24 protein-coding genes are annotated in these 22,664 nt (G+C 56.2%); 13 read left to right on the plus strand and 11 right to left on the minus strand.

Features of this window, described 5'->3' with window-relative positions; genetic code table 11:
- The first annotated feature begins 8 nt into the window (after positions 1-8).
- Both MKZ35_RS10465 and MKZ35_RS10470 read left to right on the plus strand, forming a co-directional pair.
- On the plus strand, positions 9-1,568 hold the full coding sequence (locus MKZ35_RS10465) for a SusD/RagB family nutrient-binding outer membrane lipoprotein (protein ID WP_482513238.1): 1,560 nt from the start codon (positions 9-11) through the stop codon (positions 1,566-1,568).
- Between the two features lie 54 nt (positions 1,569-1,622).
- Positions 1,623-2,915, plus strand: coding sequence for a hypothetical protein (locus MKZ35_RS10470; protein WP_482513239.1), 1,293 nt, complete (start codon positions 1,623-1,625; stop codon positions 2,913-2,915).
- A 95-nt stretch (positions 2,916-3,010) separates the two neighbouring features.
- Here MKZ35_RS10470 and MKZ35_RS10475 read toward each other — a convergent pair whose 3' ends face one another.
- From MKZ35_RS10475 to MKZ35_RS10500, 6 genes are all read right to left on the minus strand, one after another.
- Positions 3,011-4,675, minus strand: a complete 1,665-nt coding sequence (locus MKZ35_RS10475; RefSeq protein ID WP_482513240.1) for a glycoside hydrolase family 10-like protein — start codon at positions 4,673-4,675, stop codon at positions 3,011-3,013.
- 222 nt (positions 4,676-4,897) lie between these two features.
- Positions 4,898-5,149 (minus strand): hypothetical protein, encoded by a 252-nt coding sequence (locus tag MKZ35_RS10480; RefSeq protein WP_482513241.1) that lies wholly within the window; start codon positions 5,147-5,149, stop codon positions 4,898-4,900.
- An 88-nt stretch (positions 5,150-5,237) separates the two neighbouring features.
- Positions 5,238-5,852, minus strand: coding sequence for a M15 family metallopeptidase (locus tag MKZ35_RS10485; RefSeq protein ID WP_482513242.1), 615 nt, complete (start codon positions 5,850-5,852; stop codon positions 5,238-5,240).
- A gap of 317 nt (positions 5,853-6,169) precedes the next feature.
- Positions 6,170-6,715, minus strand: a complete 546-nt coding sequence (locus tag MKZ35_RS10490) for a serine hydrolase (RefSeq protein ID WP_482513243.1) — start codon at positions 6,713-6,715, stop codon at positions 6,170-6,172.
- 26 nt (positions 6,716-6,741) lie between these two features.
- Positions 6,742-7,464: a serine hydrolase gene (locus tag MKZ35_RS10495; protein ID WP_482513244.1), complete on the minus strand. Its 723-nt coding sequence runs from the start codon at positions 7,462-7,464 to the stop codon at positions 6,742-6,744.
- 122 nt (positions 7,465-7,586) lie between these two features.
- Positions 7,587-7,907 (minus strand): hypothetical protein, encoded by a 321-nt coding sequence (locus MKZ35_RS10500; RefSeq protein ID WP_482513245.1) that lies wholly within the window; start codon positions 7,905-7,907, stop codon positions 7,587-7,589.
- A gap of 137 nt (positions 7,908-8,044) precedes the next feature.
- Here MKZ35_RS10500 and MKZ35_RS10505 point away from each other — a divergent pair, with 137 nt between their 5' ends.
- The 3 genes from MKZ35_RS10505 to MKZ35_RS10515 are packed head-to-tail and all read left to right on the plus strand — an operon-like array spanning position 8,045 to position 8,986.
- Positions 8,045-8,548 carry a helix-turn-helix domain-containing protein gene (locus MKZ35_RS10505; RefSeq protein ID WP_482513246.1) on the plus strand — a complete coding sequence of 168 codons (504 nt, stop codon included), beginning with the start codon at positions 8,045-8,047 and terminating at the stop codon, positions 8,546-8,548.
- Between the two features lie 22 nt (positions 8,549-8,570).
- Positions 8,571-8,789, plus strand: a complete 219-nt coding sequence (locus MKZ35_RS10510; protein WP_482513247.1) for a hypothetical protein — start codon at positions 8,571-8,573, stop codon at positions 8,787-8,789.
- The gene (locus MKZ35_RS10515; RefSeq protein ID WP_482514731.1) at positions 8,786-8,986 is read left to right on the plus strand and encodes a hypothetical protein; all 201 of its coding nucleotides are present in this window, start codon (positions 8,786-8,788) and stop codon (positions 8,984-8,986) included. The genes MKZ35_RS10510 and MKZ35_RS10515 overlap by 4 nt, the downstream gene beginning before the upstream one ends.
- 30 nt (positions 8,987-9,016) lie before the next feature.
- Here the strand turns inward: MKZ35_RS10515 and MKZ35_RS10520 are convergent, their stop codons facing one another.
- Positions 9,017-9,388, minus strand: coding sequence for a hypothetical protein (locus MKZ35_RS10520; protein ID WP_482513248.1), 372 nt, complete (start codon positions 9,386-9,388; stop codon positions 9,017-9,019).
- A gap of 45 nt (positions 9,389-9,433) precedes the next feature.
- Positions 9,434-9,766 carry a hypothetical protein gene (locus tag MKZ35_RS10525; RefSeq protein WP_482513249.1) on the minus strand — a complete coding sequence of 111 codons (333 nt, stop codon included), beginning with the start codon at positions 9,764-9,766 and terminating at the stop codon, positions 9,434-9,436.
- Between the two features lie 139 nt (positions 9,767-9,905).
- On the opposite strand from MKZ35_RS10525, the gene MKZ35_RS10530 reads away from it, so the two are divergent.
- The 4 genes from MKZ35_RS10530 to MKZ35_RS10545 all read left to right on the plus strand — a co-directional run bounded on the left by MKZ35_RS10530 (position 9,906) and on the right by MKZ35_RS10545 (position 13,826).
- Positions 9,906-10,733, plus strand: a complete 828-nt coding sequence (locus tag MKZ35_RS10530; RefSeq protein WP_482513250.1) for a hypothetical protein — start codon at positions 9,906-9,908, stop codon at positions 10,731-10,733.
- A gap of 19 nt (positions 10,734-10,752) precedes the next feature.
- On the plus strand, positions 10,753-11,595 hold the full coding sequence (locus MKZ35_RS10535) for a rhomboid family intramembrane serine protease (protein ID WP_482513251.1): 843 nt from the start codon (positions 10,753-10,755) through the stop codon (positions 11,593-11,595).
- A gap of 165 nt (positions 11,596-11,760) precedes the next feature.
- Positions 11,761-12,723 carry a T9SS type A sorting domain-containing protein gene (locus tag MKZ35_RS10540; RefSeq protein WP_482513252.1) on the plus strand — a complete coding sequence of 321 codons (963 nt, stop codon included), beginning with the start codon at positions 11,761-11,763 and terminating at the stop codon, positions 12,721-12,723.
- Positions 12,720-13,826, plus strand: a complete 1,107-nt coding sequence (locus tag MKZ35_RS10545) for an esterase/lipase family protein (RefSeq protein WP_482513253.1) — start codon at positions 12,720-12,722, stop codon at positions 13,824-13,826. Before MKZ35_RS10540 ends, MKZ35_RS10545 begins: the two co-directional genes overlap by 4 nt.
- A 94-nt stretch (positions 13,827-13,920) precedes the next feature.
- Here the strand turns inward: MKZ35_RS10545 and MKZ35_RS10550 are convergent, their stop codons facing one another.
- A complete protein-coding gene (locus tag MKZ35_RS10550; RefSeq protein WP_482513254.1) occupies positions 13,921-14,454 on the minus strand; it encodes a hypothetical protein in 534 nt (177 codons plus the stop codon).
- An 808-nt stretch (positions 14,455-15,262) separates the two neighbouring features.
- Positions 15,263-17,692: a glycoside hydrolase family 31 protein gene (locus MKZ35_RS10555; protein ID WP_482513255.1), complete on the minus strand. Its 2,430-nt coding sequence runs from the start codon at positions 17,690-17,692 to the stop codon at positions 15,263-15,265.
- Between the two features lie 191 nt (positions 17,693-17,883).
- Here MKZ35_RS10555 and MKZ35_RS10560 point away from each other — a divergent pair, with 191 nt between their 5' ends.
- Positions 17,884-18,816, plus strand: coding sequence for a glycosyltransferase family 4 protein (locus MKZ35_RS10560; protein WP_482513256.1), 933 nt, complete (start codon positions 17,884-17,886; stop codon positions 18,814-18,816).
- Positions 18,817-18,854: 38 nt separating this feature from the next.
- The gene (locus MKZ35_RS10565) at positions 18,855-19,340 is read left to right on the plus strand and encodes a DUF1905 domain-containing protein (protein ID WP_482513257.1); all 486 of its coding nucleotides are present in this window, start codon (positions 18,855-18,857) and stop codon (positions 19,338-19,340) included.
- Positions 19,341-19,574: 234 nt separating this feature from the next.
- On the opposite strand, the gene MKZ35_RS10570 is transcribed toward MKZ35_RS10565, so the two are convergent.
- Positions 19,575-20,342, minus strand: a complete 768-nt coding sequence (locus MKZ35_RS10570; RefSeq protein ID WP_482513258.1) for an IS5 family transposase — start codon at positions 20,340-20,342, stop codon at positions 19,575-19,577.
- 237 nt (positions 20,343-20,579) lie between these two features.
- Here MKZ35_RS10570 and MKZ35_RS10575 point away from each other — a divergent pair, with 237 nt between their 5' ends.
- Positions 20,580-21,860, plus strand: a complete 1,281-nt coding sequence (locus MKZ35_RS10575) for a T9SS type A sorting domain-containing protein (protein ID WP_482513259.1) — start codon at positions 20,580-20,582, stop codon at positions 21,858-21,860.
- A 68-nt stretch (positions 21,861-21,928) separates the two neighbouring features.
- Positions 21,929-22,654, plus strand: coding sequence for a hypothetical protein (locus MKZ35_RS10580; RefSeq protein ID WP_482513260.1), 726 nt, complete (start codon positions 21,929-21,931; stop codon positions 22,652-22,654).
- Positions 22,655-22,664 lie beyond the last annotated feature (10 nt).

Genomic DNA, 22,664 nt, shown 5'->3' on the forward strand with positions numbered 1-22,664 from the left:
TCCTTTTTATGAAAAAACTCATTCTCCTGCTGGGCCTGGTGCTGGGCGGCGGTATGTTCACTGCCTGCGACGATTTCCTCGACGTGAACACCGATCCGAACAACCCCACCACGTCTACGCCTAATTTCCTGCTTCCCGGCATCATTGCCAATGGGGCCCAAACGCAGATGTTTACGGCGCTGCGTACCCCTTTTATTACCCAGTACCTGGTAAGCCGGGCGGCCAACAATGGGGTTGACACGTACTTTTTTACGAACGCTCAGAGCACCAACTCCTTCAACTACACCTATTTCTACTCGGGGGGCAATATTCCGACCATGATCAAGGCGGCCGAGGCGGAGGGCTCCGTGTATTACATCGGGGCCGGCAAAATCATGATGGCGCTGGTGCTGAGCCACGCCACCGATATGTTCGGCGACATTCCCTACTCCGAGGCTTTCCAGGGCGCCCAAAACTTCACGCCCAAGTATGACCCGCAGGAAGAGATTTACGCCAGCATTAATAAACTGCTGGACGAAGGCATCGCGGAAATGAGCAAGCCGGCTTCGGCAAACTTCCGGCCCCTCTACGTAACTGCTCCCAGCGTCAGCGGCGACATCCTGTACCGGGGCGACGTGAGCAAGTGGATCAGGCTGGCGTATTCGCTCAAGGCGCGCCAGAACCACCACCTGACCAAGAAAGGTGCTCCGCTGTATGACCCCAATGCTATTCTGGCGCTGGTTGATCAGGGCTTCCAGACCACGGCCGATGACGCTCAGCTTCAGTTTGAGGTAGCCGTGGCCCCGCTCACCAACACCACCAACATCTTCGGCACCACCCGCAACAACTTCGCGGCGGCTACCTTCTCGGCCAACTTCATTAAGTATCTGGATGGCCGCACGTTTGGCGTAGCCGATCCCCGTCTGCCCATTATGGCTACCCTCACCAGCATCGGCGCTGACCCCGGCGTGGGCACTCCTTCTACGGCTAACCTGGCTACGGGCTCCCCGCTCACCGATTTTTACGCCAGCTGGTACGCCCGCGACCTGGGCTACTTTGAGCTGATTACCTACCACGAGCTGAAATTCATTGAGGCGGAAGCCGCTTTCCGGGCGGGTAACCGCGCACGGGCCTTCACGGCGTTTCAGGAGGGCATCCGGGCGCATATGCGCAAAATAGGCGTGGGCGGCACGAACACGACAATCTCTACCGTCACGTATCCGCCCATCACCGCGGCTCAGATTGCGGCTTACCTGGCCAGCGCCGCCGTGCCCCAGACTGCGGCCGACCTGACGCTGAAAAACATCATGGAGCAGAAGTACATCGCCATGTTCCTGAACCCGGAGTCGTGGTCGGATTTGCGCCGCTTCGACTTTGACCCGACCATTTATGTCAATTTCCGGGTGCCTACCCCGGTGAATTCTGCCTTGGTAACCGCGGCTACGCCTACCACGCCGGCCAGCATCCGCTTCCCGCGTCGCTTGCTGCCCGGTGCTACTGAGGTGCTGTACAATCCGAACGAGATTGCGCGCCTCGGGGCCAACGCGCCCGATTACATTGCTCAGCCGGTATGGTGGGACCAGAAATAAGGCTGAATTTGCCCCCCAATCCATTTTTTCTGACTTACTTCCGCAACGCTGCATATGAAGCATATTTTAAAACGCTACGCTCCTCTCCTGCTGCTGACGCTCACGGGCCTCATCACCGGCTGCGAAGAGGATTTGGACGAGTACTATACCGAAGTCGGCCCGCAGTTTCCGACGGTGCTGGCCAATCCCAGTTTCACCCCGGCCACCAAATACGCCGTGGGCGAAGTCGTGCCCCTGGAGCTGAACTTTGCGACCCAAACCGACCCGATTCGGGAAATACAGGTGTTGCAAAAAGTGGAGCCCAGCCGCGACTCGGTGCTGGTCCAGACGATTCCGTATCAGCCGGCCTACTCCCGCCTGAAGCGGGCCGACACGCTGGTGGTGCGCTACGTAGTGCCCGAAGCCGCCAATAAAGCGCTGATTCGGGTGGATGTGCGCGTAGTCAGCCAGAATGGGCAGTCGAAAACCCGCTTCGCCGCTTTTCGGGTAGCGGAAGCTACGCCCACCATTCGCATAAACAGCGTCACGAACGTAACCGCGCCCACGGCCGGTCCGGTAGTAGCCGGCGACGTGGTACGCTACAACCTGACTTTGAACGTGAACGGCGTGACGGCGGCCACGGCTACTACGCCCGCCACGAGCATTCTCTACAAGGACCTCGACAGCCTGATTACCTACGTGCGCGTCGGCACCGCGGCTGAGCGCCGTTTGCTGCGCCAGCGCCTGCCTGCCGCGGGTGGCCAAACCGGGGCGGCTACGACGCTAAGTGTTGATGCAACTGTTCCGGCCAACTCGGCGGAGCAGGCTGTTACGTTCCGCTTCGAGGCCAAAGTGCGCACGCCGGCCCGTACGGCTTCGGTCACTTCGAGCGCCATTACGCCCGCTACGCCCATGGCGCTAGCGGCGGCGCGGAATATCACACTCACGTACACGGGTACTACCGGCGGCGACATGGCTGCCCTAGACTTAACCACGTTTACGCCAGTAGCTGCGGCCGGTCCAGTTGGTACTAAGGATGTTGCTATTACCAATACTGCCAGCAACGCCGTGCGCCTACAAACGTTGAACCCAACTACGGGCACTCCCACACCTACACCCACCCGCTTCGTACGGCTGACTACGGGCGCGGCCGCAGCCTATACCAGCGCCACGCTCAATAGCATCCGACAGACTTTCCTGACGGCCGTAGCGGCTAACCAGGTTACGACCCTGGACAATGTGGTGGTTGGTGACGTGGTGGTAGCGCGGGTGCGCGGCCTCGATCAGTATGCCATCTTCACCGTCACAGGCATTAACAGCACTTCGGCTACTGATGTGGCTGTGACGCTGGCCGTGAAAGCGCTGTAGAGTATCGTATTTTCATTCACAAAAAAGCCCCCTAGAAGTTCTGGGGGGCTTTTTTGTGTGGCATTTTGCTTGTTGAATAACTTACATCTTCAGAGCTATCTACCAAATATGCCTTTCAGCAAGCCGCCGCGCTTGCGCTTTTTCATCTTCACTTTAGTCTTGCTGGTAGTATTAGATGCTGGCCGGCTGATAGTAGGCCGGGGCGTAACGGGTGGCACAGGTCGGGCTGGCGGTGGAGTGGCTGCGGACGGAGTAGCCGGTGCTGGCGTTGGTGCAACTGGCGGCGCCTGCGCCACCAACACTGGCGAGCCGGCCGCCGTACTGGCGCGCACGGGCGGGCTTTCGTTGTGCAGACGGTCAACGGCGGTGATATAGTAAGCGTACTCCACGCCGGGGCGGGCAGTGGTATCTACCAGGGCGGGAAGATTATTGGCGGGCCGGGGCACGAGGGCTACAATATGGCTCGGGTCGTCAGGAGCAGGCGTTTCGCCGGGGCCGAAGCGGTACACCACAAAGTAGCGGGCCACATCACCATCGGTGGCGGCGGGGCCGGGTTGCCAGAGCAGGCTTACGGCGCGGCCAGTGCGGGTCAGTACCAGGTTTTGAGCCGGGCGGGGCGGCACCGCATCCATCCAAGGCATTGTAGGCACCAAAGCGGGGTAGCGAAACAGATTCTGCCGCAGGGTATCGGCTACGTGCAGCGGGTTCGCTACCAATGATTTGGAGCTAAAAAACACGCTACCACTTACCTGCGTCGGGTAGGAACGATTGAGGCGTATCTGGCGGGGCAGCTCAGTTGGGTCGCGCCAGGAAGGGTCGCGCTTGCTGGTTTCGAAGATGCGGTAGGCGCCCTGCCCGATATAGAGGTGACGGTCGAAGCGGTTGCGCGCCCACCAGTCCAGCAGCACAGGGTAGGAAGCTACTTTGAACGTGGTGCTCCAATAAAGCTGAGGCAGAATATAATCGACCCAGCCCTGCTGCATCCAAAGGCGGGCATCGGCATAAAGGCCCGAGTAGCCCTCGAAAGCCGACGTGCCCGAGCCTTCGGGGTTGCTGGTTTGGTTCATCCAGACACCAAAGGGCGAAATGCCAAATTTCACCCAGCGCTTCGTGCTCTGAATATTGGTGTGCAGATCCCGCACCAGCGTATTGACGTTCTGGCGGCGCCAGTCAGCCAGCTTCAACTGATCCGGGTTGTATTGCTGGAAAGCGAGTTCGTCGTGAATAACCTGACCCGCTTCAGGGTAAGGGTAGAAATAATCGTCGAAATGCACCCCGTCAATATCGTAGCGGCGCACCACGTCCAGAATGACTTTGTTGATGTAGCCGCGCACTTCCGGCAGGCCAGGATTAAAGAGCAGCTTGCCCGCATAGCGCAAAAACCACTCAGGATGCTGCCGGTACGGATGATTCGCGGCCAGCTTACTCGTCACCGAATCGAGGGAAGCGCGGTAAGGATTAAACCAGGCGTGAAACTCCATGCCGCGGGCGTGGGCCTCGTTAATCAGGAAAGGGAGCGGATCGTAGGCGGGGCTGGGGGCTTTGCCTTGCTGGCCGGTGAGCCACTTGCTCCACGGCTCCAGGTCGCTTTGGTAAAAGGCATCAGCAGCGGGCCGAATCTGCACGAACACGGCATTGATGCCATTCTTTTTCTGCGTATCGAGCATTTGGGTGTACTCGCGGCGCTGCTGCTCGGGCGTGAGCGAGCGGCGGCTGGGCCAGTCAATGTTCTCGACGCTGGCAATCCAAACGCCACGCATTTCCCGCTTCGGGGGGCATTTTGGCTACGCGCAGCGGGACCACTTAGTAGCCCACTCAACATTAATAAGAAAAAGAAAGCACGGAAATCAATGGAGAGCAATGGGGGCATGGGCACATAAACGGGTAAGAGGCCCGTAAAAGTACACACACCAGCGACGGAAAGCGTACAGGCTTGTGGCTAACCAAAATCCTGGTTTTCAGTCGTAGCCCTTTTCTTCACGTCAGCTGGCTGCTACCGCAATGCCGTTACGTCGCACCACGTAGCCCATACCAGCCAGTCCGCTCAACACATTGACTTCATATACCACCTCACTTCCGGCCTCGGCTACGGTAAACAGGTGGGGTGTCAGGAAAAGAAAGCTGCGTTTTTCCGATACTATCTGTCCGTCGCAGACTACTTTTTCGCGGCCATTCCAATAGCTAGCGCTGATTTCGAGGCGATGACCGTGGGTTGTAACAGTGAAGGTTTTCATAGCAGAGAAGGCAGCATACGAGTTTACAGCCTGAATATAAAGACTTTGCTACTTTTCTCAAAGCCCTTCACAGCGCAGTGGATAGCACTTAGCCCAGAGCGCCAAACTCAAGGTCCAGCAAGTCGTTCTTTTCCCAAGACTTATGATCGAAATGCCACCACTCACCGGGGTATTGCTCAAAGCAGTGCCGGCTCATAACGGCCCGCAGCACAGCGCGGTTAAGCAGAGCCAGCGTAGGAGCTTCTGAGAAATCGGCGTGGGCGGCCGGCGTCAGGACATCGAAGTCGGTGGGCATAATAAGCTCTTGCGCTGTACTTAAGCTCACCAAGCTAACATCCACCGAGCAGCCCCGATTATGACGGGAGCCGCGCCACGGGGGAGCCGCGTAGGTTTCGTCGCGCACATGGTCGTAGAAAGCCACGGTGGCACTGTATGGCCGATAGGCGTCAAAAACTTTTAATCCGATTCCGACGGTAGCCAGCTCTTTCTGTACGGCCCGTAGCGCGGTAGCGGCCGGCCGACGCAGATAGGCAACGGGCTGTTGGTATAAAGGCCTGCCGAGCAGGTTGGCAGCGGTGGCGTAGCGAATATCCAGCACGAGGCTAGGAATAAATTTCGCGAGATTAATCAACTCGCTATCTGGAGTTTCCCGCACCTGCCGGTGGTAATAGTCCGGCGTGGAAATAACGCGCAGGCCATGCATATTCGGGGAAATTTGCTCACTGGGGGGCATTTTTTGTTCTCAATGGCTCGCCCCAAATCAAAGGCAGGCTTGGTACTCATGCAATATAGCGGCTACTTTTTCACACAGTTAAATTAAGCCAAAACGGCCCGTTTAGGGCTTGACTGTGCTGTAAGTAATAGCGTTTACTCTTAGTCAGACTATTTGTTGTTAACCACCTTTGAAACGTATCCAATAGTTGTGCTGTAATAGCCAATTATTTTATTAACATCCTTTTAGACAACTTGTTATGAAGTATTCTTTTCTTACAAAAGGTTACATATGTTGATAATTTTCTCTCATTGAACCGTGTTGAATTTCCTCAGATCAGGTTGGTAGCGGCGCGGACGCTTTAGCTCATGTTGATACACGGCCTCGCCCAAATCGCGCATGAATGGAAAGCCAATTGCATCGTACTCATATTGGTCGTCGTTGAGAATGCCGTCCGCATTCGTATAGATCACGGCCGAAAGCAGAAACTCTACGCCCCGCGCTTCGTCTATTATGTAGGCGTTATCAATCAGAAACCCGTAGGCCTGCCCGATTTTGTTGAAGATGCGTACGCCGGGCGGCAACGGCCTGGCCGGACCGGCCGCCAGCAAAAACTTGGCGTAGTTGTCAGGGTACGCCAGCGAGTCGTAGCGTGGGTTCTTACTTTCCCGCGGCAGCATCGACATGTACCGCCGCAGAAACTCATAATCAGCAGTATCGAGTTGGAAACGGCGTTTTTCTGGCAGGCTTTCCGGAAATAACACCGCCCGCAATACGTCCTGCAAGCTGGCCAGGGAAATGTAGTTTTTGGTGCTAAAGTCGAGCGGCTGCTCCACCAGCTTATCGCCTTGCATATAGCCCCGGCCCAGCTTTTCGCCCTTCAGCCCAAGCCGGGGCCAGGCACCCGAAAAAACCTGGCAGGCTGTTGATATACAGGTGTTTTCAGCGCCGAATCAGCGAAAAACACCATTGGGTTGGTGTGGCGCGAGCCGGGTTCCTGGTCACCCACGGAGAGGCGATGCATCAGGCGCACCCGCCGGTAGCCCCGACGGTGCAGCTCCGCATTGAGCGCACCCGGCCCCAGAAACTCATACAGTCGATTATAAGCGTCGTTATCGCTCACCAACAGCACTTTGCGAATGTAGTGCGCAATACTGACCCGGCCCGTTGCATTGGTAGAATCCCGCATCACGCGGGTTTGGCCGGCAAAGGCAGAGTCAATCCGTAAGGGCGATTCCGGCGTTAGCTCAGGATACTGAGCACGCAGCTTTCGCAGCTTTTCGAGGGCCAGTACGGCGGCCGGCAGCTTCACGGTACTAGCCGGATAGAAGTAGCGTCGCAGATTTGTCCCCCCGTAGGTGTAAGAGCGAAAATGCGGCTTATTCTGGGCGTCGCGGTTTATTTGGGTGTAGATTATCTGGATGCGGTACTGCGCTGGGGCGCGCAGCACCCGCCCGAAACGGGCCGTATCGGCGCGCAGCAAGCTGCGCAACGGGTTGCCTGTCTGGGCCGCTGCTCTATGGCTGATTAGCGTACTCAACCCAATTATTACCCCACAAAAAGGCCCCCACCACCTGCTTTGGCACCATCTGGTAGTTTTCATAGCTGGGAAGATACGCCGGAACGTGCTTTCAGCCTACCAAATGAAGCTTCGTAAGTACTGGGGGCCTCTGGAGGGCAAATTTGCCCCTATGCTATAACCGCAGGAAGGATTACTGCCTCCGCCTATTGATCGGAGTTTTCGCTTTCGCTACCGGCCTCGGCGGCGCGGCGCATATCGGCGCCATCTTCACCTTCCATGCCGTTGGTCTGGTCGCTGTCGCCGTAGTCGCCGCGGATACCGGCACCGTCGCCCATGTTGCCCTGGGTGCTGGTGGTATCGGGGTTTTGGCCGCCTTGCTGGTTCTCGTCTTTTTGCTCGGCTTTTTTGGCGGTGGAGAAGGCCTTATTGATGGAAGTGCCGTCCTGGCCGCTGTTGGTGGTGCTTACACGGCCCGCGCCGCTGTCCTCGGAGGTTGTTTCGGTGTTCTTGGGGTGAGTTGACATAAGAAAGCAGAAATTAAAAGGTTAAGGTGAAATGACTTAAGTGCTGGTTCCAAATTAAGTGAACAATCAATTTGATAGAACGCATTACTATGCAACGAAATAGCTAGTAGACTTGTTCCCAAATAGTAATTTTGAGAATGCTTGATGTACATACGATAACAGATGACCGGCAAATGCGGGCGTTAACGGGCTTGGACCTGGCCGCTTTTTGCGCCTTGTCCGAGCCATTCGTGGCGGGCTGCCAGCAAGAAGCCGATGCGCGTTTTTCGGAGCAGCGGCCCCGTCAGCGCCGGGCCGGCGGCGGGCGCAAGGGTGTGCTGGCCAGCCCGGAACAGAAACTATTGTTCATTCTCTACTACCTGAAAGCCTACCCCACGTTTGACGTGCTGGCCGCCACCTTTGGCCTGCCCCGCTCCAAAGCCTGCGAACACGCTCACCGCCTGGCCAAGGCCCTGGAGCGCACCTTGCGCACGCTTGGGGTGCTGCCGGCCCGCGCCATCGACTCGCTGGCCCAGATGCAGGCCGTGTTTGCCGACGTGTCCGTGTTGCTGCTCGACGCCACCGAACGCCCGTACCAGCGGGCGCAGGCGGCGGCGGACCGGCCGGCCGACTACTCGGGCAAAAAAAAGGCCCACCCGTAAAAACACGCTCATCGCCGACCCGATGCGCTACATCCACTACCTGGGACCGACCGCCAACGGGACCACGCACGATTATCAGATGCTCAAAACCGAATTTGACGCCAACCTGGGCTTGCTTGATTTGTTCCAGATGCTGGCCGATTTGGGCTATCTGGGCCTCGTCGCCGACTATGACGTGGTCCCCGAGAGCCTGCCCCACCGCAAGCCCCGGCGCAGCAAAAAAACCCGCGCACGTCCCTGACCGAACCCCACCGCACCGCCAATCAAGCGCATGCCCGCCGGCGCGTCACGGTCGAGCATGCCATCAGCGGGGCCAAGCGCCTGGGCTGCGTCACGCAAGTCTACCGCAACAAATCCGCCTCCTTTAACGACCGAATTATGGCGCTGGCCTGTGGCATTTGGAATTGGCATCTGACCAAAAAGAAAGAAGCTATTTAGGAACACGTCTAGTAGCTAAAGGCTTGACACTTAGCTGTTGTTCTCGTCGTCGATGGTACCGCCGTCGTTTGCAGCACTGCTGGCGGCGTTGCCATTGCCGTAGTCCGATTTATCGGCCGTAGTATTTTGGGTTTGGTCGGATTTCTCCTTATCCGAGCCGCCACCTTGGTTGCGCTGATCGGCGCTGGGCTGGTCGCCGCGGTTGCTGCTACCTTTAGCATCCGCACCGCTATTCTGATTGCCGCCACGGTTACCGCCGTGGTTGCCGTCATTGTCGGTGGTGTCAGCCCCGGTCTGCTGCTTTTGACCTTGCTGCTGTGCTGCTACGCCGTGTTGGTTTTCGGGGCGGGGGGCGTTCGAGCCATCGTTGGTCGCCGACTGATTATCCTGGTTATTTGCCATAATCGGGGGTAAATGATAGGTAGAAAAACTAAGTAGGAGGGCGTATTATCCGAGATTTACCTGGCCAACTTCGCTGCCGCCGCCTGAGGCATCGGTGCCACTGCTGGTAGTGCTGCCGCCTACATGGCCTTCGGCGGCGTTGCCGGGAGCATCATACTCGGGGCCGTCGCTTATATTTTTGCCTTCGATTACCTGGCCGCCTTCGGTGCCGCCGCTGCCGGAGTTATCGTCGGCGTTGAGGCCGCGCAACGAATCATTGCCGGCCCCGGACGCCTGGCGACCCTCGGGCTGGCGCTGATCAGATTGGGAGACGCTGCCTTGCTGAATAGGGCGGCCTTCGGTGGGTTGTTGTTCGGGCTGGTTTTGATCGTTTGCCATAGCAGAAGTAGTTAGAGCGAAAAAGTACTTGCTAAACTATACGCGGGTTTGGCCCTGAAGGGGTGGCATTGCCGCGCTTTTTTGCCAACTTGGGGGGTTTATTATTCTTACTATTTCTCACCAGCTATCCAGCTTACGCATGTCATCAAGCCCAACGAACGCGAACGATTTATTTACCCAGAAAACCGATACCGAGCTTCTTTATTTCCTCCACCATCCTGAGCTATACCACGCTGACGTTATAACGGCGGCGCAGCAGGAGCTGCATCGTCGTGGGCTAGCAGCTCAGCCTCATCTTACTGAAGGTGAAAGCTTTGTAACTGACTATGACGACGAGCCCACCGAGCGGCGCTGGTTGGCACCTACCATCGGTGTGGCGCTGCTCGTCGTGGGGGGCTTTTTGTATAATCAGTTTTACAAACCTTCACCCTCTTTTGCCGTGGCTTCTAAAGCCACTACCTCGACGGAGCTGAAATCGGTGGAGCTGAATGTGCTCCCGACTTTTGACGCCGAAACCGCCGCGCAAGTAAAGCAGGAGCCGAGTGTGCTGCCCGCCAAAGAGCGCACCGACAAGAAGCCGCTGGGCAAGTACCTGATTCTGGCGGGTCGTTTCTGGAAGGCCGAAAACCAGGCTGAATTCTTGGCCAATCAGGTAGCAATAGCCAAGATAGATTCCACTTTTCCGGGCAAGACTAGCTTGGTGTATGACCAATGGCGGGAGCTAACGCGTGTATTGGTTTACAACCATAATCTGCGGCCGGCCATGCAGCAGCGCATAAACATGATGCACGACATTGCCAACCGCCGCATGCAGTCGTTGCAGCAAATGCGCGAGAACTATTCTCTCGGTCGCCCACCTATGAATAGTGAAGTACTTAAGACACTAGCCCCCGTTGATGATATGCTGTATGAGCTGCGCGGCGGCAAGCAGCCCACTCGTCACATTGATCTGACGGTAGCACGGTGAGGCTCAAGCCACTGTCCTTATGGACCCCGACAACTCCCACGACTTATTCACCCAAAAAACCGACGCTGAGCTTTTCTTTCTAGCGCAGCAGGCGCAGCGCTTTCCGCCCGCGGTGGTGCAGGCCGCCGTGCACGAGCTGCAACGGCGCGGCCTGGTACCTGCCGAGGCGCCCGCGCCACCTACTCCTCCGTCCCCGCCACTCCCCGATGAAAGCACCGGCCGCCTCCTGCTGCGGAGCCTGCGGGCACTGCTGTGGCCGGCGGGGTCGTTCTTCGTCACGCCTCTGCTGCTCGACCTGAACCTGGTGATTTATGCGCTGCTGGCCCTTACCGCCGCCGATCCGCTCGCACCAAGTGGTCAGGAGCTGGTGGCGTGGGGCTCCAATTTTTCGCCGCTCACCTTACATGGCCAGCCCTGGCGCCTGCTTACCAGCTGCTTTTTGCACGGTGGCGTGACGCACTTGCTGCTCAACGGGCTGGGACTCTTGTTCTTGGGGTCGTTGCTGGAGCCGCTGCTGGGCCGGTGGCGCTTGCTGGGGGGCTTTTTGGTGTGCGGTGTCGGGGGTAGCTTGGCCAGCTTGTGGTGGAATAGCGCGGGCATAAACTCGGTGGGCGCGTCAGGCGGCATTTTTGGATTGTATGGGCTTTTACTAGCCTTACTCCTGATGAGAGCAGCACCCTTTAGCCGCACCCAGCGGCGCACCATGCTGTGGTTTGTGTTCTATTTTATGCTGAACGGACTGGTGGGCGGGCTGGGGGGCAATATTGACCACGCAGCGCATTTGGGCGGATTAATTACGGGCGGACTGGCTGGCGTATTATTGAGCCAAACGCGGCTGCCGGGCGCGCTTGAAGTCAACTAACTTTTTGCCTTTTTCCCCAAAAGCTCGGCGGTTACTCTTTTGTTGCTCGAATTAGCCTCAAACAAACAACCAAATAGCTGTTTAGCAACGTAATGTACCCGTATATGACAGCTGGACGGCTCGCGTCTCTGCTCTTCCTTTCTCCTACCTCAACCTAACACCTGCATGAAGGCTCCCTTACTTTCTCTTTTATTACTGAGCGGCTTAGGATGGTCGGGCACGGCCGCCGCGCAAACCACCTTAGCGAATGGCACCTTTGAAGCCTGGGCCACCGAAAATAATGTGGAGGCGCCTACGCAGTGGATTACCTCCGACGAAATTGCGGCTAAAATCTTACCCTTAGTAATAAATGGAGTGTCAAAATCGACGGAGGTGCACGGGGGGCAGTTTGCCGCCCGCTTGACTTTCAGGAGCATAAGCATCCCGTTGCTAGGCACATTCCCTGTGCCGGCATTATTGTTACTTGGTACCGAAACACCAACCATCAATCCGAACAACCTGCCCCGGACGCAGGAGGATATCCTTCGGCTGCGGCCGGGCGGCATTCCGTTTACGGCCCGGCCAACCTCTATGCAGTTCTGGTATAAGTACACCGGCACCTCTGCGGAGACGGGCCAGGTAGGCTTGGTGCTCTCAAAGGATGGCCAACTGGTAGGGCAAACTACCTTTCTGCTGAATGGCGGCGTTAGCGATTATCGGCTGGTCAACTTACCTATCTCCTACCCTGCTGCTACTGCCTCCGTAGTGCCCGATACGCTGCGTATTTTCTTTGTGGCCGGTACCAGCCTAACGCCTTCCACTACGGCCGCCTTGTTTGTTGATGATATAACGCTGCCCCTGACGGTTACCTCTAACCGCAACCCGCAACTGGATGCGGCTTTAGTGCTTTACCCCAACCCTAGCTCCAACGGGGATTTCTCGTTGGCTTCTTTGCAAAAACCCGGCCTCGCGACGGCGCCGTTCACCATTACGGATGCTGCCGGCCGGGTAGTACAGCGGCAGGATGCCGCACCCGCTAGCGCCGCTGGCGGCCGGCTTATCAGTCTGCGGGGACAACCTGCGGGCGTTTATTTACTGCGCCTGAGCACGCCGGAAGGCACGCTGACGCGCAAATTATTGATTCAGTGACCCAAGAAATGCCCCCCGAGGGTTCTTTGCCCAACTCTGACCCTGATAACCCGGACCTAAACACGGGGCCGTCATCGCGGTGGCAGCGGGCCCGATCTGCTATGCGTCGGGCAGCCGCCTTGCCCGGCACGGGAGTGGATTTTCTGTACCGCACGGGTCAGGCGTACCGCCACTTTACCCTGCCGGTGCTCAACGGCGCCATCGGCGACCAGCTAGCCGAGCGCCAGGACCGCCGGGCTATTCAGATGAGCTTCCGTCAGCACGGGGCCGATATTGCCGTGCCCGACCTGCGCCTAAGCAGTGAGCCGCAGAAAACCGTTGTGTTTCTGCACGGCCTGATGGGCGACGAGATGATCTGGCAATCGGGCGCGGCTGATACGCCGCGCTACGGGCCGCTGCTCCAGCGGGAAGCGGGCGTGCGGTCCCTTTATGTGCGCTACAATAGCGGCCTGCACATTTCCGAAAATGGGCAGCTGCTCGATACATTACTAAGAGAATTGCTCGAAGCACACGCCGACGCCATTGGCGAGCTGGTGCTGGTTGGCCACTCCATGGGTGGATTAGTGATTCGCAGCGCGGGCCATTACGGAGCCCGTAAAGGACGGGAGCAAGCCCTATGGGTGAAGCGCTTGAAGTCCGTGTTCTTGCTGGGCGTACCCAACGATGGGTCTTTTCTGGAGCAAAACAGCCATTTCACTTCCGTACTGCTGCGCAAGATAAACGTGGCTCCCACGCGCTTTCTCAGCAAAGCCATGGACCAGCGCAGCAACGGCATCAAGGACCTGCGCCACGCCTGGCTGGTGGATGAGGATTGGCAAAGCCCGCACGCGAACGATATTTTTGCCCCCCGCACCGTCGTGCCGCCTTTGCCGGGCGTGCATTACCATGTGCTGGTGGGCTCCCTGCTCAAAACCCTGGGCTCAGCTCTGGATCATTATTTCGGCGACGGCCTGGTAGGCGGCGGCAGCGCCATCGGCCGCACCTTCGGCGACCCGGCCCTACCGGCTGGCACCGTAGTGACTACCAGCGTGTTTGCCCAACAAAGCCATATTGGGCTGCTCAGCAACCCGGAGGTCTATCAGTATCTGCGGGAACAGGTGTAGCTAGTTGCTCTGGGTGAAAAGGCAAAAGTATATACCCACAAAAAAGCCCCCCAGAAATATTCTGGGGGGCTTTTTTTGTGGAGTGCTTTAATCTTCAGGTCTTCTTTCGCCCTAAATCAAAGTTATACTGCAGCCCAGCGCCAATGGCGGGCGTAATTTTCTTGGCTAGGTCCCAATTGCCGCCCGGCCGGGTGGTTAGATTGCGTAGAGCGGAGGCTTCAATCATGATGTTTATGCGAGAACTTGCCCGATAGCCTATTGCTAAGCCACCTGCCAAATAAGTATTCGTGGCGCGTACGCTAACCTGCTCTTGGGGAAATAGTTCGCCATCCACAGTATAATAGTAGTCGCGCCAGTAACGGTTAAATTCAGTCGTTACACCCAGTAGCGCTTCCAAGTACAAGCGGCGCGGCCCGGTGAAACGATACCGCACTACTACGGGTATAGCAGCATTGTACATATTTTCATAATCAGAAGAAGTATACGGTTGGCCCAGCGAATTAAAACCAGATACACTCTCACCGCGTGCAGGCGGGTCACGCTGCAGAAACCCAACCTGCACCGCTAGATTAGGCCGTAAGCGGTAGCCAGCAAATACGTACAACGGATGAATACCAATTCGCTGCACTGGGTAATTAGTTGAAGCTACTTGGTAAACATGAATGGCGGCCTGAGCGCCGGCGTAAAATTTATACTGTTGAGATGGGACGGTTAATTTTTTAGCGGTGGTCTAAAGCGTGGTGATGGTGCCGTTTCAGGTTGAATCAAAAGGAGCTTGAATAGCTTGTTCAGCGCCTTTTTCAGTTGGTCATGCATTAGGCTTATCACCACGCTTTAGACCACCGCCAATTTTTTAGCGGTTCCTGTCGGCGCGGAAGTGACTACCGGGAGGCTGGGAAGCGCTGTTTGCTGCCCCTGGGCAAAGCTGCTGTGGCTTATAATCATTCTAACACATACAAGACAACCAGCTATATACACCCAGTCTTTCATAATAGCCAATAAATATATAGTCAAAGTCTACTAACGTCTTTTCCTATCAGAATATATAAGCACACTTCACTTTCCAGCAATAAAGCATAAAAAAGCCCCACAGAATATTTTGGGGCTTTTTAACATAGAAGCTGTTTAGGAAGTCCTCTAAATTAAACTGGGACGTCATGCTTGATCTGGCGACTTCCTAAACAGCTTCATAAACTGTATTCGATAAGTGAACAATGCTTACTTAATAACTCATGTTACGCACGACTTGCTGCTGCGCTTCAAAAAGCGGCTTTTGCTACGCTCAGAAACAGCCTTACCGACTAATGGATGCAGTTGCTGCGTAACATCAGTTAATAACTGATGTTACGCGGCAACTGCACCTCTGCCTCAGAAAGAAGCTATTGCTGCTTCAGGAAACATCCTTTCCAAGCAATCGACTAATATGCCGCGTAACATCAGTTAATAACAATCTCCGCAAAACCTGCCTTCACAATGGTTTGCGGCAGCGTGGCGTCCGCCTCAGTCATAGCTTCCGTCAAAGGGGCGGCTTTGGCATCGACAGTGCCTTTCAGCGGCGCAAAGGGCAGGCCGTGGAATACCACCCGATAGGTAGCGAAGCTGGGCTGATAGTCGCCTTCAATTTCCTGGCGGAGCGTGAGCGTAGTGTCGGTACCGAGTACCGTAAAGCGCCGCGTGGTGCTGTGGCCTTCCTGGTAGCCGTAGCCCTCACCACCATCGTCGTAAAGCACGCTGTGCTCCGTGCCGTTTTTGTAATACACGTGCAGGGTCACTTCCTCTACCACTTTCTCGCCTACGTACTGCATTACGGGGTAGAGGGGAATGACGGCGCCGGCTTTTACAAAAAGCGGAATCCGATCCAGCGCGGCGCTGGCCCATACTTCGGCCCCGCCGGTACGCGCCTCATCCGTCCACCAGTAGTACCACTGGCCTTTGGGCAGGTACATCCAACGGCCATCGGCGCCGGCGGTGGTGATGGGGCACACCAGCAAGTGGTCGCCGAGGCTGAACTCGGCCATGCGCAGATAGGTATCCGTGTCGTTTTGGTCAAGAAAAGCCAGGGGGCGCAACATGGGCGTACCCTGCTGCACATACTGCCAGAAAGTGGTATACACGTAGGGCAGCAGCTGGTAGCGCAGGCTGATAAACTTGCGCGCCAGATCGGTTACTTCTTCGCCGAAAGACCAGGGTTCCTGGTCGCCGTGGTCGCCGCTGGAGTGCGTGCGAAAGAAGGGATGGAAGGCTGCTAAGGCAATCCAGCGGGCGTACAGCTCGCCGTCAGGCGTTTCCACGAAGCCGCCAATATCGGAGCCTACGAACGAGAAGCCACTGATGCTCAGACGCTGGCACTGAATATTGGCCAGCCACAGGTGGTCCCAGGAAGCAATGTTGTCGCCGGTCCAGGCGGAGGAGTAGCGCTGCCCGCCAGCGTAAGTACTGCGCGTGATGGTGAACGGGCGGTTGGGGTACGAAAACTGCTTCACGCCCGCCGCCGTGGCCCGCGCCATCTGCATGCCGTAAATGTTGTGAGCCTTTTTGTGCGAAGCCGAGTGGCCGTCGTAGTTGAAGCGTACATCGTCCGGGAAGGTGCCTTTCTCGAACACGGCCGGCTCGTTCATGTCGTTCCACACGCCGCGCACGCCATCCTCCTGAATCAGGCCTTTGAACAGGCCCGCCCACCACTCGCGCACGTCGGGGCGGGTGAAGTCGGGGAAGTTGCACAGGCCCGGCCACACCGAGCCCCGCATCAGCGGGCCGTCGGCGCGGCGGCAGAAATAATCGTTGGCCAGGCCTTCGTTATAAACTGGGTATTCAGGGTCAATCTTGATGCCGGGGTCGATGATGACAACGGTTTTGAAGCCATCGGCGGCCAGCTCCCGCACCATGGTTTTGGGGTCGGGAAAGTGGGTGGGACTCCAGGTAAAGCACCGGTAGCCGTCCATATAGTCGATGTCCAGATACAGCGCGTCGCAGGGAATCTGCCGCTCCCGAAAACCCGCGCCGATAGCCCGGAAGTTGCTCTCGGGATAGTAGCTCCACTTGCACTGATGGTAGCCCAAAGCCCACATGGGGGGCATTTCGGGCGGACAGGTGAGGCGCGTGTACTCCTGCGTGACTTCAGTAAGCGTGGGACCGTAGAGGAAATAATAGTTCATCTCGCCGCCCTGAGCCCAGAAGCTGGTCACGTCGGCGCGCTCGGCGGCGAAGTCGAAGCTGGCTTTGAACGTGTTATCGAAGAAAATGCCGTGGGCAATTTTCTGGTGCAGCTCCAGGTAAAACGGGATGTTCTTGTAAAGCGGGTCGGAGCCTTTTACGTAGCCGTAGGTGTCGGTGCCCCAGTTGGTGAAGCGCTTGCCGCGCAGGTTCATGTTGTCGGGCTTGTCGCCGAGGCCGTAATAGTGCACGCCGCTCTGCACCTGCTTGCTCATCTTCACGATGTCATTGCCGGTGTTGTCGTCGTGCTCCCAGTGAAAGCCTTTTTCGTCGGCCGAAAGCACCGTGCCGGAGCGGTCGAGCACGCGCGTAGCCAGATTTTCTTTGGCAATGGTGCAGATGAGCCGGTCGGTGGTGATGCGGTAGTGGTCGGTTTTTTCCCGAAACTCCAAAAAGTCCAGCGCGGCACGGGGCAGGTCGGCGGGCACAGCGTAGCTGAAGTCGGGCGCGAAGCCAACTTCGGTAGCGTAGCGAAAGCGAAGTATTTTATCGGTAATTACCTGCAAGCACAGCCGCACGCCGTTGTCGCAGGCAAAAAGAAAATCGTTGTTTGTTTGCTGACATGATACAATCTGGCCGGGAGAAAACTCTTGTTTTCCCCTGGTAGCCAGGTCGTTTACCATGTAATTATTTTCCTGAATGAGATCAGCCATGAGCAAAAGCGGCAGTTGAGGTGAGCAAAAAATACCGGCAGTGCCGGAATGTTTTTTTGCATAAGTCTGCAAGGTAAAACTGATTAACACGAAAATTAGCTAACCTTAGGAGTAGATTCCGTAAAACACGACGTTAGAGCTTGTTTAAGGCTTTTTTACTGACCATTTTTTCCCGTCATCGTCCCTTTCCCATGGAAAATCCCAATCTCAAGGTGTTGCTATTAGGCTGGGATGAGACAACGCAAGTCACCGAATCGGGGCAGCCCGAGTCGCTGTCGCTGTTGCAGGCCTTAGCTTCCCAGACTACCCTGACGGCTATTCTGCCGCACCTGCCCGCGGGCCAGCTCCCCAACGCACGCATCACGAGCCTCGACACCCTAACCCTGGCGGACCTGGACGAGCTGCAGCCAACCCGCACTCCCGGTGCCTGGCAGTCGCCGGCCGCGCCTTATATAGGAGCTGCGCAGGATCGGAGTGATGGGGCTGGCTTAAGCGAAACGGCCCCGAATGAGGCAGGCTACGCCCAGCAAAAAAGCCCCCCAGACCTTCTGCTGACCGATGAGCAGGCCGTAGAAGCTTCGGAGCCTGGAGCCGACGAGGCCCACGATCTTGACCATCCGGGCGATAATCTGACGCTGGATACGCCCGCCGCGCCCATCCAACCAGACTATTTGCCCCCAATCGAGTTTTCGAGCGACCGGGCAACTTTGCGCAACCTCCTGACCGCGCTGCCTGAAGCCCCCGGCGACCTTAATTTTCAGATTATTCAGTACACGCGCTTTGCTACGCGTCTGGCGCTGCGCGAAGAGTTCGGCGTGATCTACGCTCCCGAGTGGCATGTATGGCTGGCGGGCCTCGAAATCCGGCAGCTTACCGGCCGGCCGTTGGTGCTGCACGTTCATTCGCTGGCACTGGACCGCGATTCGCTCAACGACCGCGGCTGGATTCTGGAGCTGGAGCGGCTGGCGCTTCGGCGGGCTACGCTGATACTCGCTGCTTCTGAAACCCTGGCTCAGCGCCTGCAAAGCGCCTATTCAGTAACCGCCGACCGCATTCAAGTGGTTGCGGCCCACGACGAGGAGGCCCTGACAATGGCGTTAGGCTCCATCACCCGGAACTGGTAGTAGCCGGCAGCGTTGTTTCTTTGTCAAAAAATTGACTGATGACGACTTCCTCCCCTACTACTCCCGAGCAAACCTTCGACGCCCAGCTGGAGCTGCACGGCACCGATGGCGGCGTATTTCTGACCGTACCCTTCAGCGTAGAGGAAGTGTACGGGCAGCGCGGCACTCTGCACATGCGCGGCACCATCGACGGCTTTCCGTTTCGCCTGCCCCTGATACCTACCCCCGACGGCGAGCACATCCTGACCGTGCACAAGCAAATCCGCAACGCCATTGATAAAACCTGGGGCCAAACCGTGCATGTCGTGTTGGCCCCCGACACCGAAGAAAGCCCCCTGGACATCCCGGAGGAGCTGACTAGCGCACTGGCGCAAAACGGCTTGCTCACCAAGTTTGAGCAGCTGGCCTACGCCCAGCGCAAAGAGTACGCCCAGTGGATAACCCGCGCCAAGAAATACGAAAAGCGAGCCGAGCGGGTAGCTGAAGCGATTGAGCGGATTAAGATTGGCCGCCGCTTTCGGTAGATGGGGGCTAACTGTAGTTAGGACATTAAAGCTACCCGCTACGAGAAGTAACAAGCAACTGAGTTATACTTTGTTCTGTCGCATAATTGCAGCAACTGCAATTATGCGACAGAACATAAAGTAAAATTTGAATCTTATAATTCTTCTTTTATATTAGATCATCAGTTTACTATCCCGCTTCTGCTCTATTCTCTATCCTAGTAGCTGTTTTTAGAGGTGCCGCTTAAGAGCCTGTTAAAATTTACGAATGAGGTGCCGAATACTGGACAAATACAAAGTGGCTTCGGCGCTGCTGGTCTCGCATTCGTAGTCTCGGCTTAAGCGTCGGTCCCAGTGCAGCCACCTGATGGAGCGCTCGACGACCCAGCGAACGGGCTGCGGCGTGAAGCCGCCTTGTCCGTTCAGCCCTGGAGCCGTAGCCAGTCGCCAGCCGCAGGCTTGCTGCACCCATTGGCCCAGTGCCTGGCTGGCATAGCCGGCATCCGTGAGGATGAGACAAAGCCGGTTGTAGCCCAGTAAAGCTAGTTTTTGCAACGCCTGCTGGCCGCCGATCCGGTCATTTTCCTGCGCCGGACCCACGTGTACAGCCAGCAGCCGCCCGCCCGTATCGACGACGAGTTGCCGCTTGCGACCTTGTCCCTTTTTGTAGCCATCGAAGCCTTTATCCGGCACACCTCGTTCGCTGGATTTGATGGATTGCGCGTCCACAATGGCCACGCTCGGGCTGGCCTGGCGCGAAGGGGCAGACTGCTTCCGCTCTTGCTCGACTAGCATTTTATTCAGTCTTGCCCACTGCCCCGTCTTCTGCCAGCGCCGGAAGTAGTAAAAGCAGATCGGGTAGGGCGGAAAGTCATTCGGCAATAGCCGCCATTGGCACCCACTCTTGGTCAGGTAGAGCAAGGCATTGACAATGAGTCGGATCGGATACTTGCGACGACGTTTGACGGGCAACATTTCTGCCATAACTTGCCATTGGAAATCAGTCAGGTCCGTTTCGTACATCTTTGGTCGGATGAGGAAAAGGGAATAACCTGGCTGGTTTCTTTTTGTCTCTCAGCTACTTACATTCTTTAACAGGCTCTAACGCATCCTACCTGCTACTCTGCGCCGCACGCCTGCTGCCTCTAGTTATTCCTGTCTTTTCCTACATACAAAAAGGGAGATAATTATCTTCATGGAAGAGGTGTGACCGCGCTGCTTATTTTCTTATTCTTTTTTCACTTATAACCCTTCTTCATTATGAAACAACTTGTACTCGGAAGCCAACGGCTTCTGCTGGTAGCAGTATGCCTGCTTATTACAGTTCCTTCCTTTGCGGGAGGATGGGTAACTATCCGAAAACATTGCCGTTGGTATCAAAATAAGTTTATAGCCCATGCGAACATCAAACGAAGTGGTGCAATATTTAACCTTATTGGTGCTGAACATAAAGATTGTGGTTATGCAGAGGCGTGGGCAGAAGCTTATTTTTGCGTTACTGGAATTGCACCTCGGAAGGGCGAAGGAACCCCTTATACAACACCAACAACAGGGAATGCTTTTACATCGTCTATAGGCTATGCCAAAATACAGGCCGGTTATAACGGTTATGTTGTCGATGTTATGACTGGCTATGGGTCTGACTACGCGCCAAGAGATTTCTCTTTTTCTTGCACACCAGACAGCTATTTTACCGGGGGGCATGAACCGCTAGACTTACCAGTTGATTTAGCTATTTCTCCCATTGTGCAGCCCACGCAGGCTACTAGTGCAACGCGCCGTTCTTCCTTTCAGGTTGGAGAAGTTGTGTATGACGAGGCTCAGCGGGCTTTCATCGTACATAATCTGAATGCCACGTTACAGAATCAGGTAGCCGATGCAGCTAATGATTTTAGCGCATTGGGTATTAGCCTGAATTACATTCAGGACTCTACCTCGGCGGCTCAAGCCCCACCTAGCGGCTCGCTCGTTATTTCTCAGTCGCGCATGATGCTTAATAACCGGGAGGTAATCCGAGATGGCTTACTACAAAACTATTCCGCAGTGGCGTATGGTGACTACTGCGAAGGGCAGGAGCAGGTAACGCTACAAGTTGCTGAACTAATTATCCCTGTACCTGAGGGCGTGGACCCGGACGAGGTAGAGGTAACGATTGGAGGTGATTCAGGTAACTTAGGATATGGTGTTGATGAGTTCTTTTATCCCTCGTCGGAGAATTCCTCCCATACTGTGGTCGAGAACACTAGTGTGACCTCGTGCCCACCAACTGAATACGAAACCATGCGGGTTTCTTCCTATCCTAATCCCGTTGTCGACGGCCCCTTTACGGTCGAGGTGGAAATAAACAAAAAAGAGTTGGTCCAAGTAGGCATCTTTAACGCAGAGGGAGTATTGGTCCGGTCGATCTACCAAGGAGAGTTGGAAGGCAGGAAAAAGAAGGTATTTGAGACTTCTACGGCGGGTCTGCAACCCGGTATTTATTACCTGCGGTTGATCGGGGACAAACGCTCGTTAACCCGGCGTTTAATTGTAAAGAAGTAATGCGTACTCTTATAATGATTATACTACTCCGCTTTTGCTCCTCCGCGCCCAGATGGTGCGGAGGAGTATTGCTTTTAAGCCTTTTCATAGCCACACCCGCCGCCGCGCAAAAGGCATTTTCCTTAGTTGCGGCTCCGCAAATACACGGTTTCCGGTACGTGTTTGCTGACCGGACAACAGTTAGCTCCCGCATCCTGCTCCGGCCTACTTTTGGCTTTGCCGGTATCATAGGAATTCGCTACGGAATAACGCAACAGTTAAGCCTAGAAGCCGGCATTGGGCCCTTCGCCCATAAGTTAAGCATCGCTTCCGTAGCGGACTATCCGGGGGGTCGCCGCTTTGCAGCCGTATCTACATCATCTCTACGCTTTACTAGTCCACAATTGCATGGGGTGCTGCTCTACCGGACCATTCCGTCCGTCGATGGGCACACATGGGTGGTAGAAACGGGTGCCGATGTCATTTCCCGACGCTATACGGTATTGGCTGGCTTCGGCACCAGGCTCAGCACCAACATGGGCCAGCCGTCCACCTATCTATATGGAACTGCTCAACCTAGTACTGGGGCCGGGCTGCGCTTCGGGCTGCGGGCCGGCGTGGGCCGCGAGTGGCACGTGGTCAACACGCATTTTCTGGGCTTGAAGCTGATGGGCAGCCTGGGCTTACAGGAGTTTGTTCGCTATAACATCTCCTACACCTACACGGAGGATGGAATAAGCAAGACCTACAATAACACCATTCGGACGCGGCTAGGCTATCTAGGCGTGCAAACCTGGTATCGGTTTCAGTGGTAGTACGGGCGCT

This window comes from Hymenobacter sp. R533113 (genome assembly GCF_056835965.1).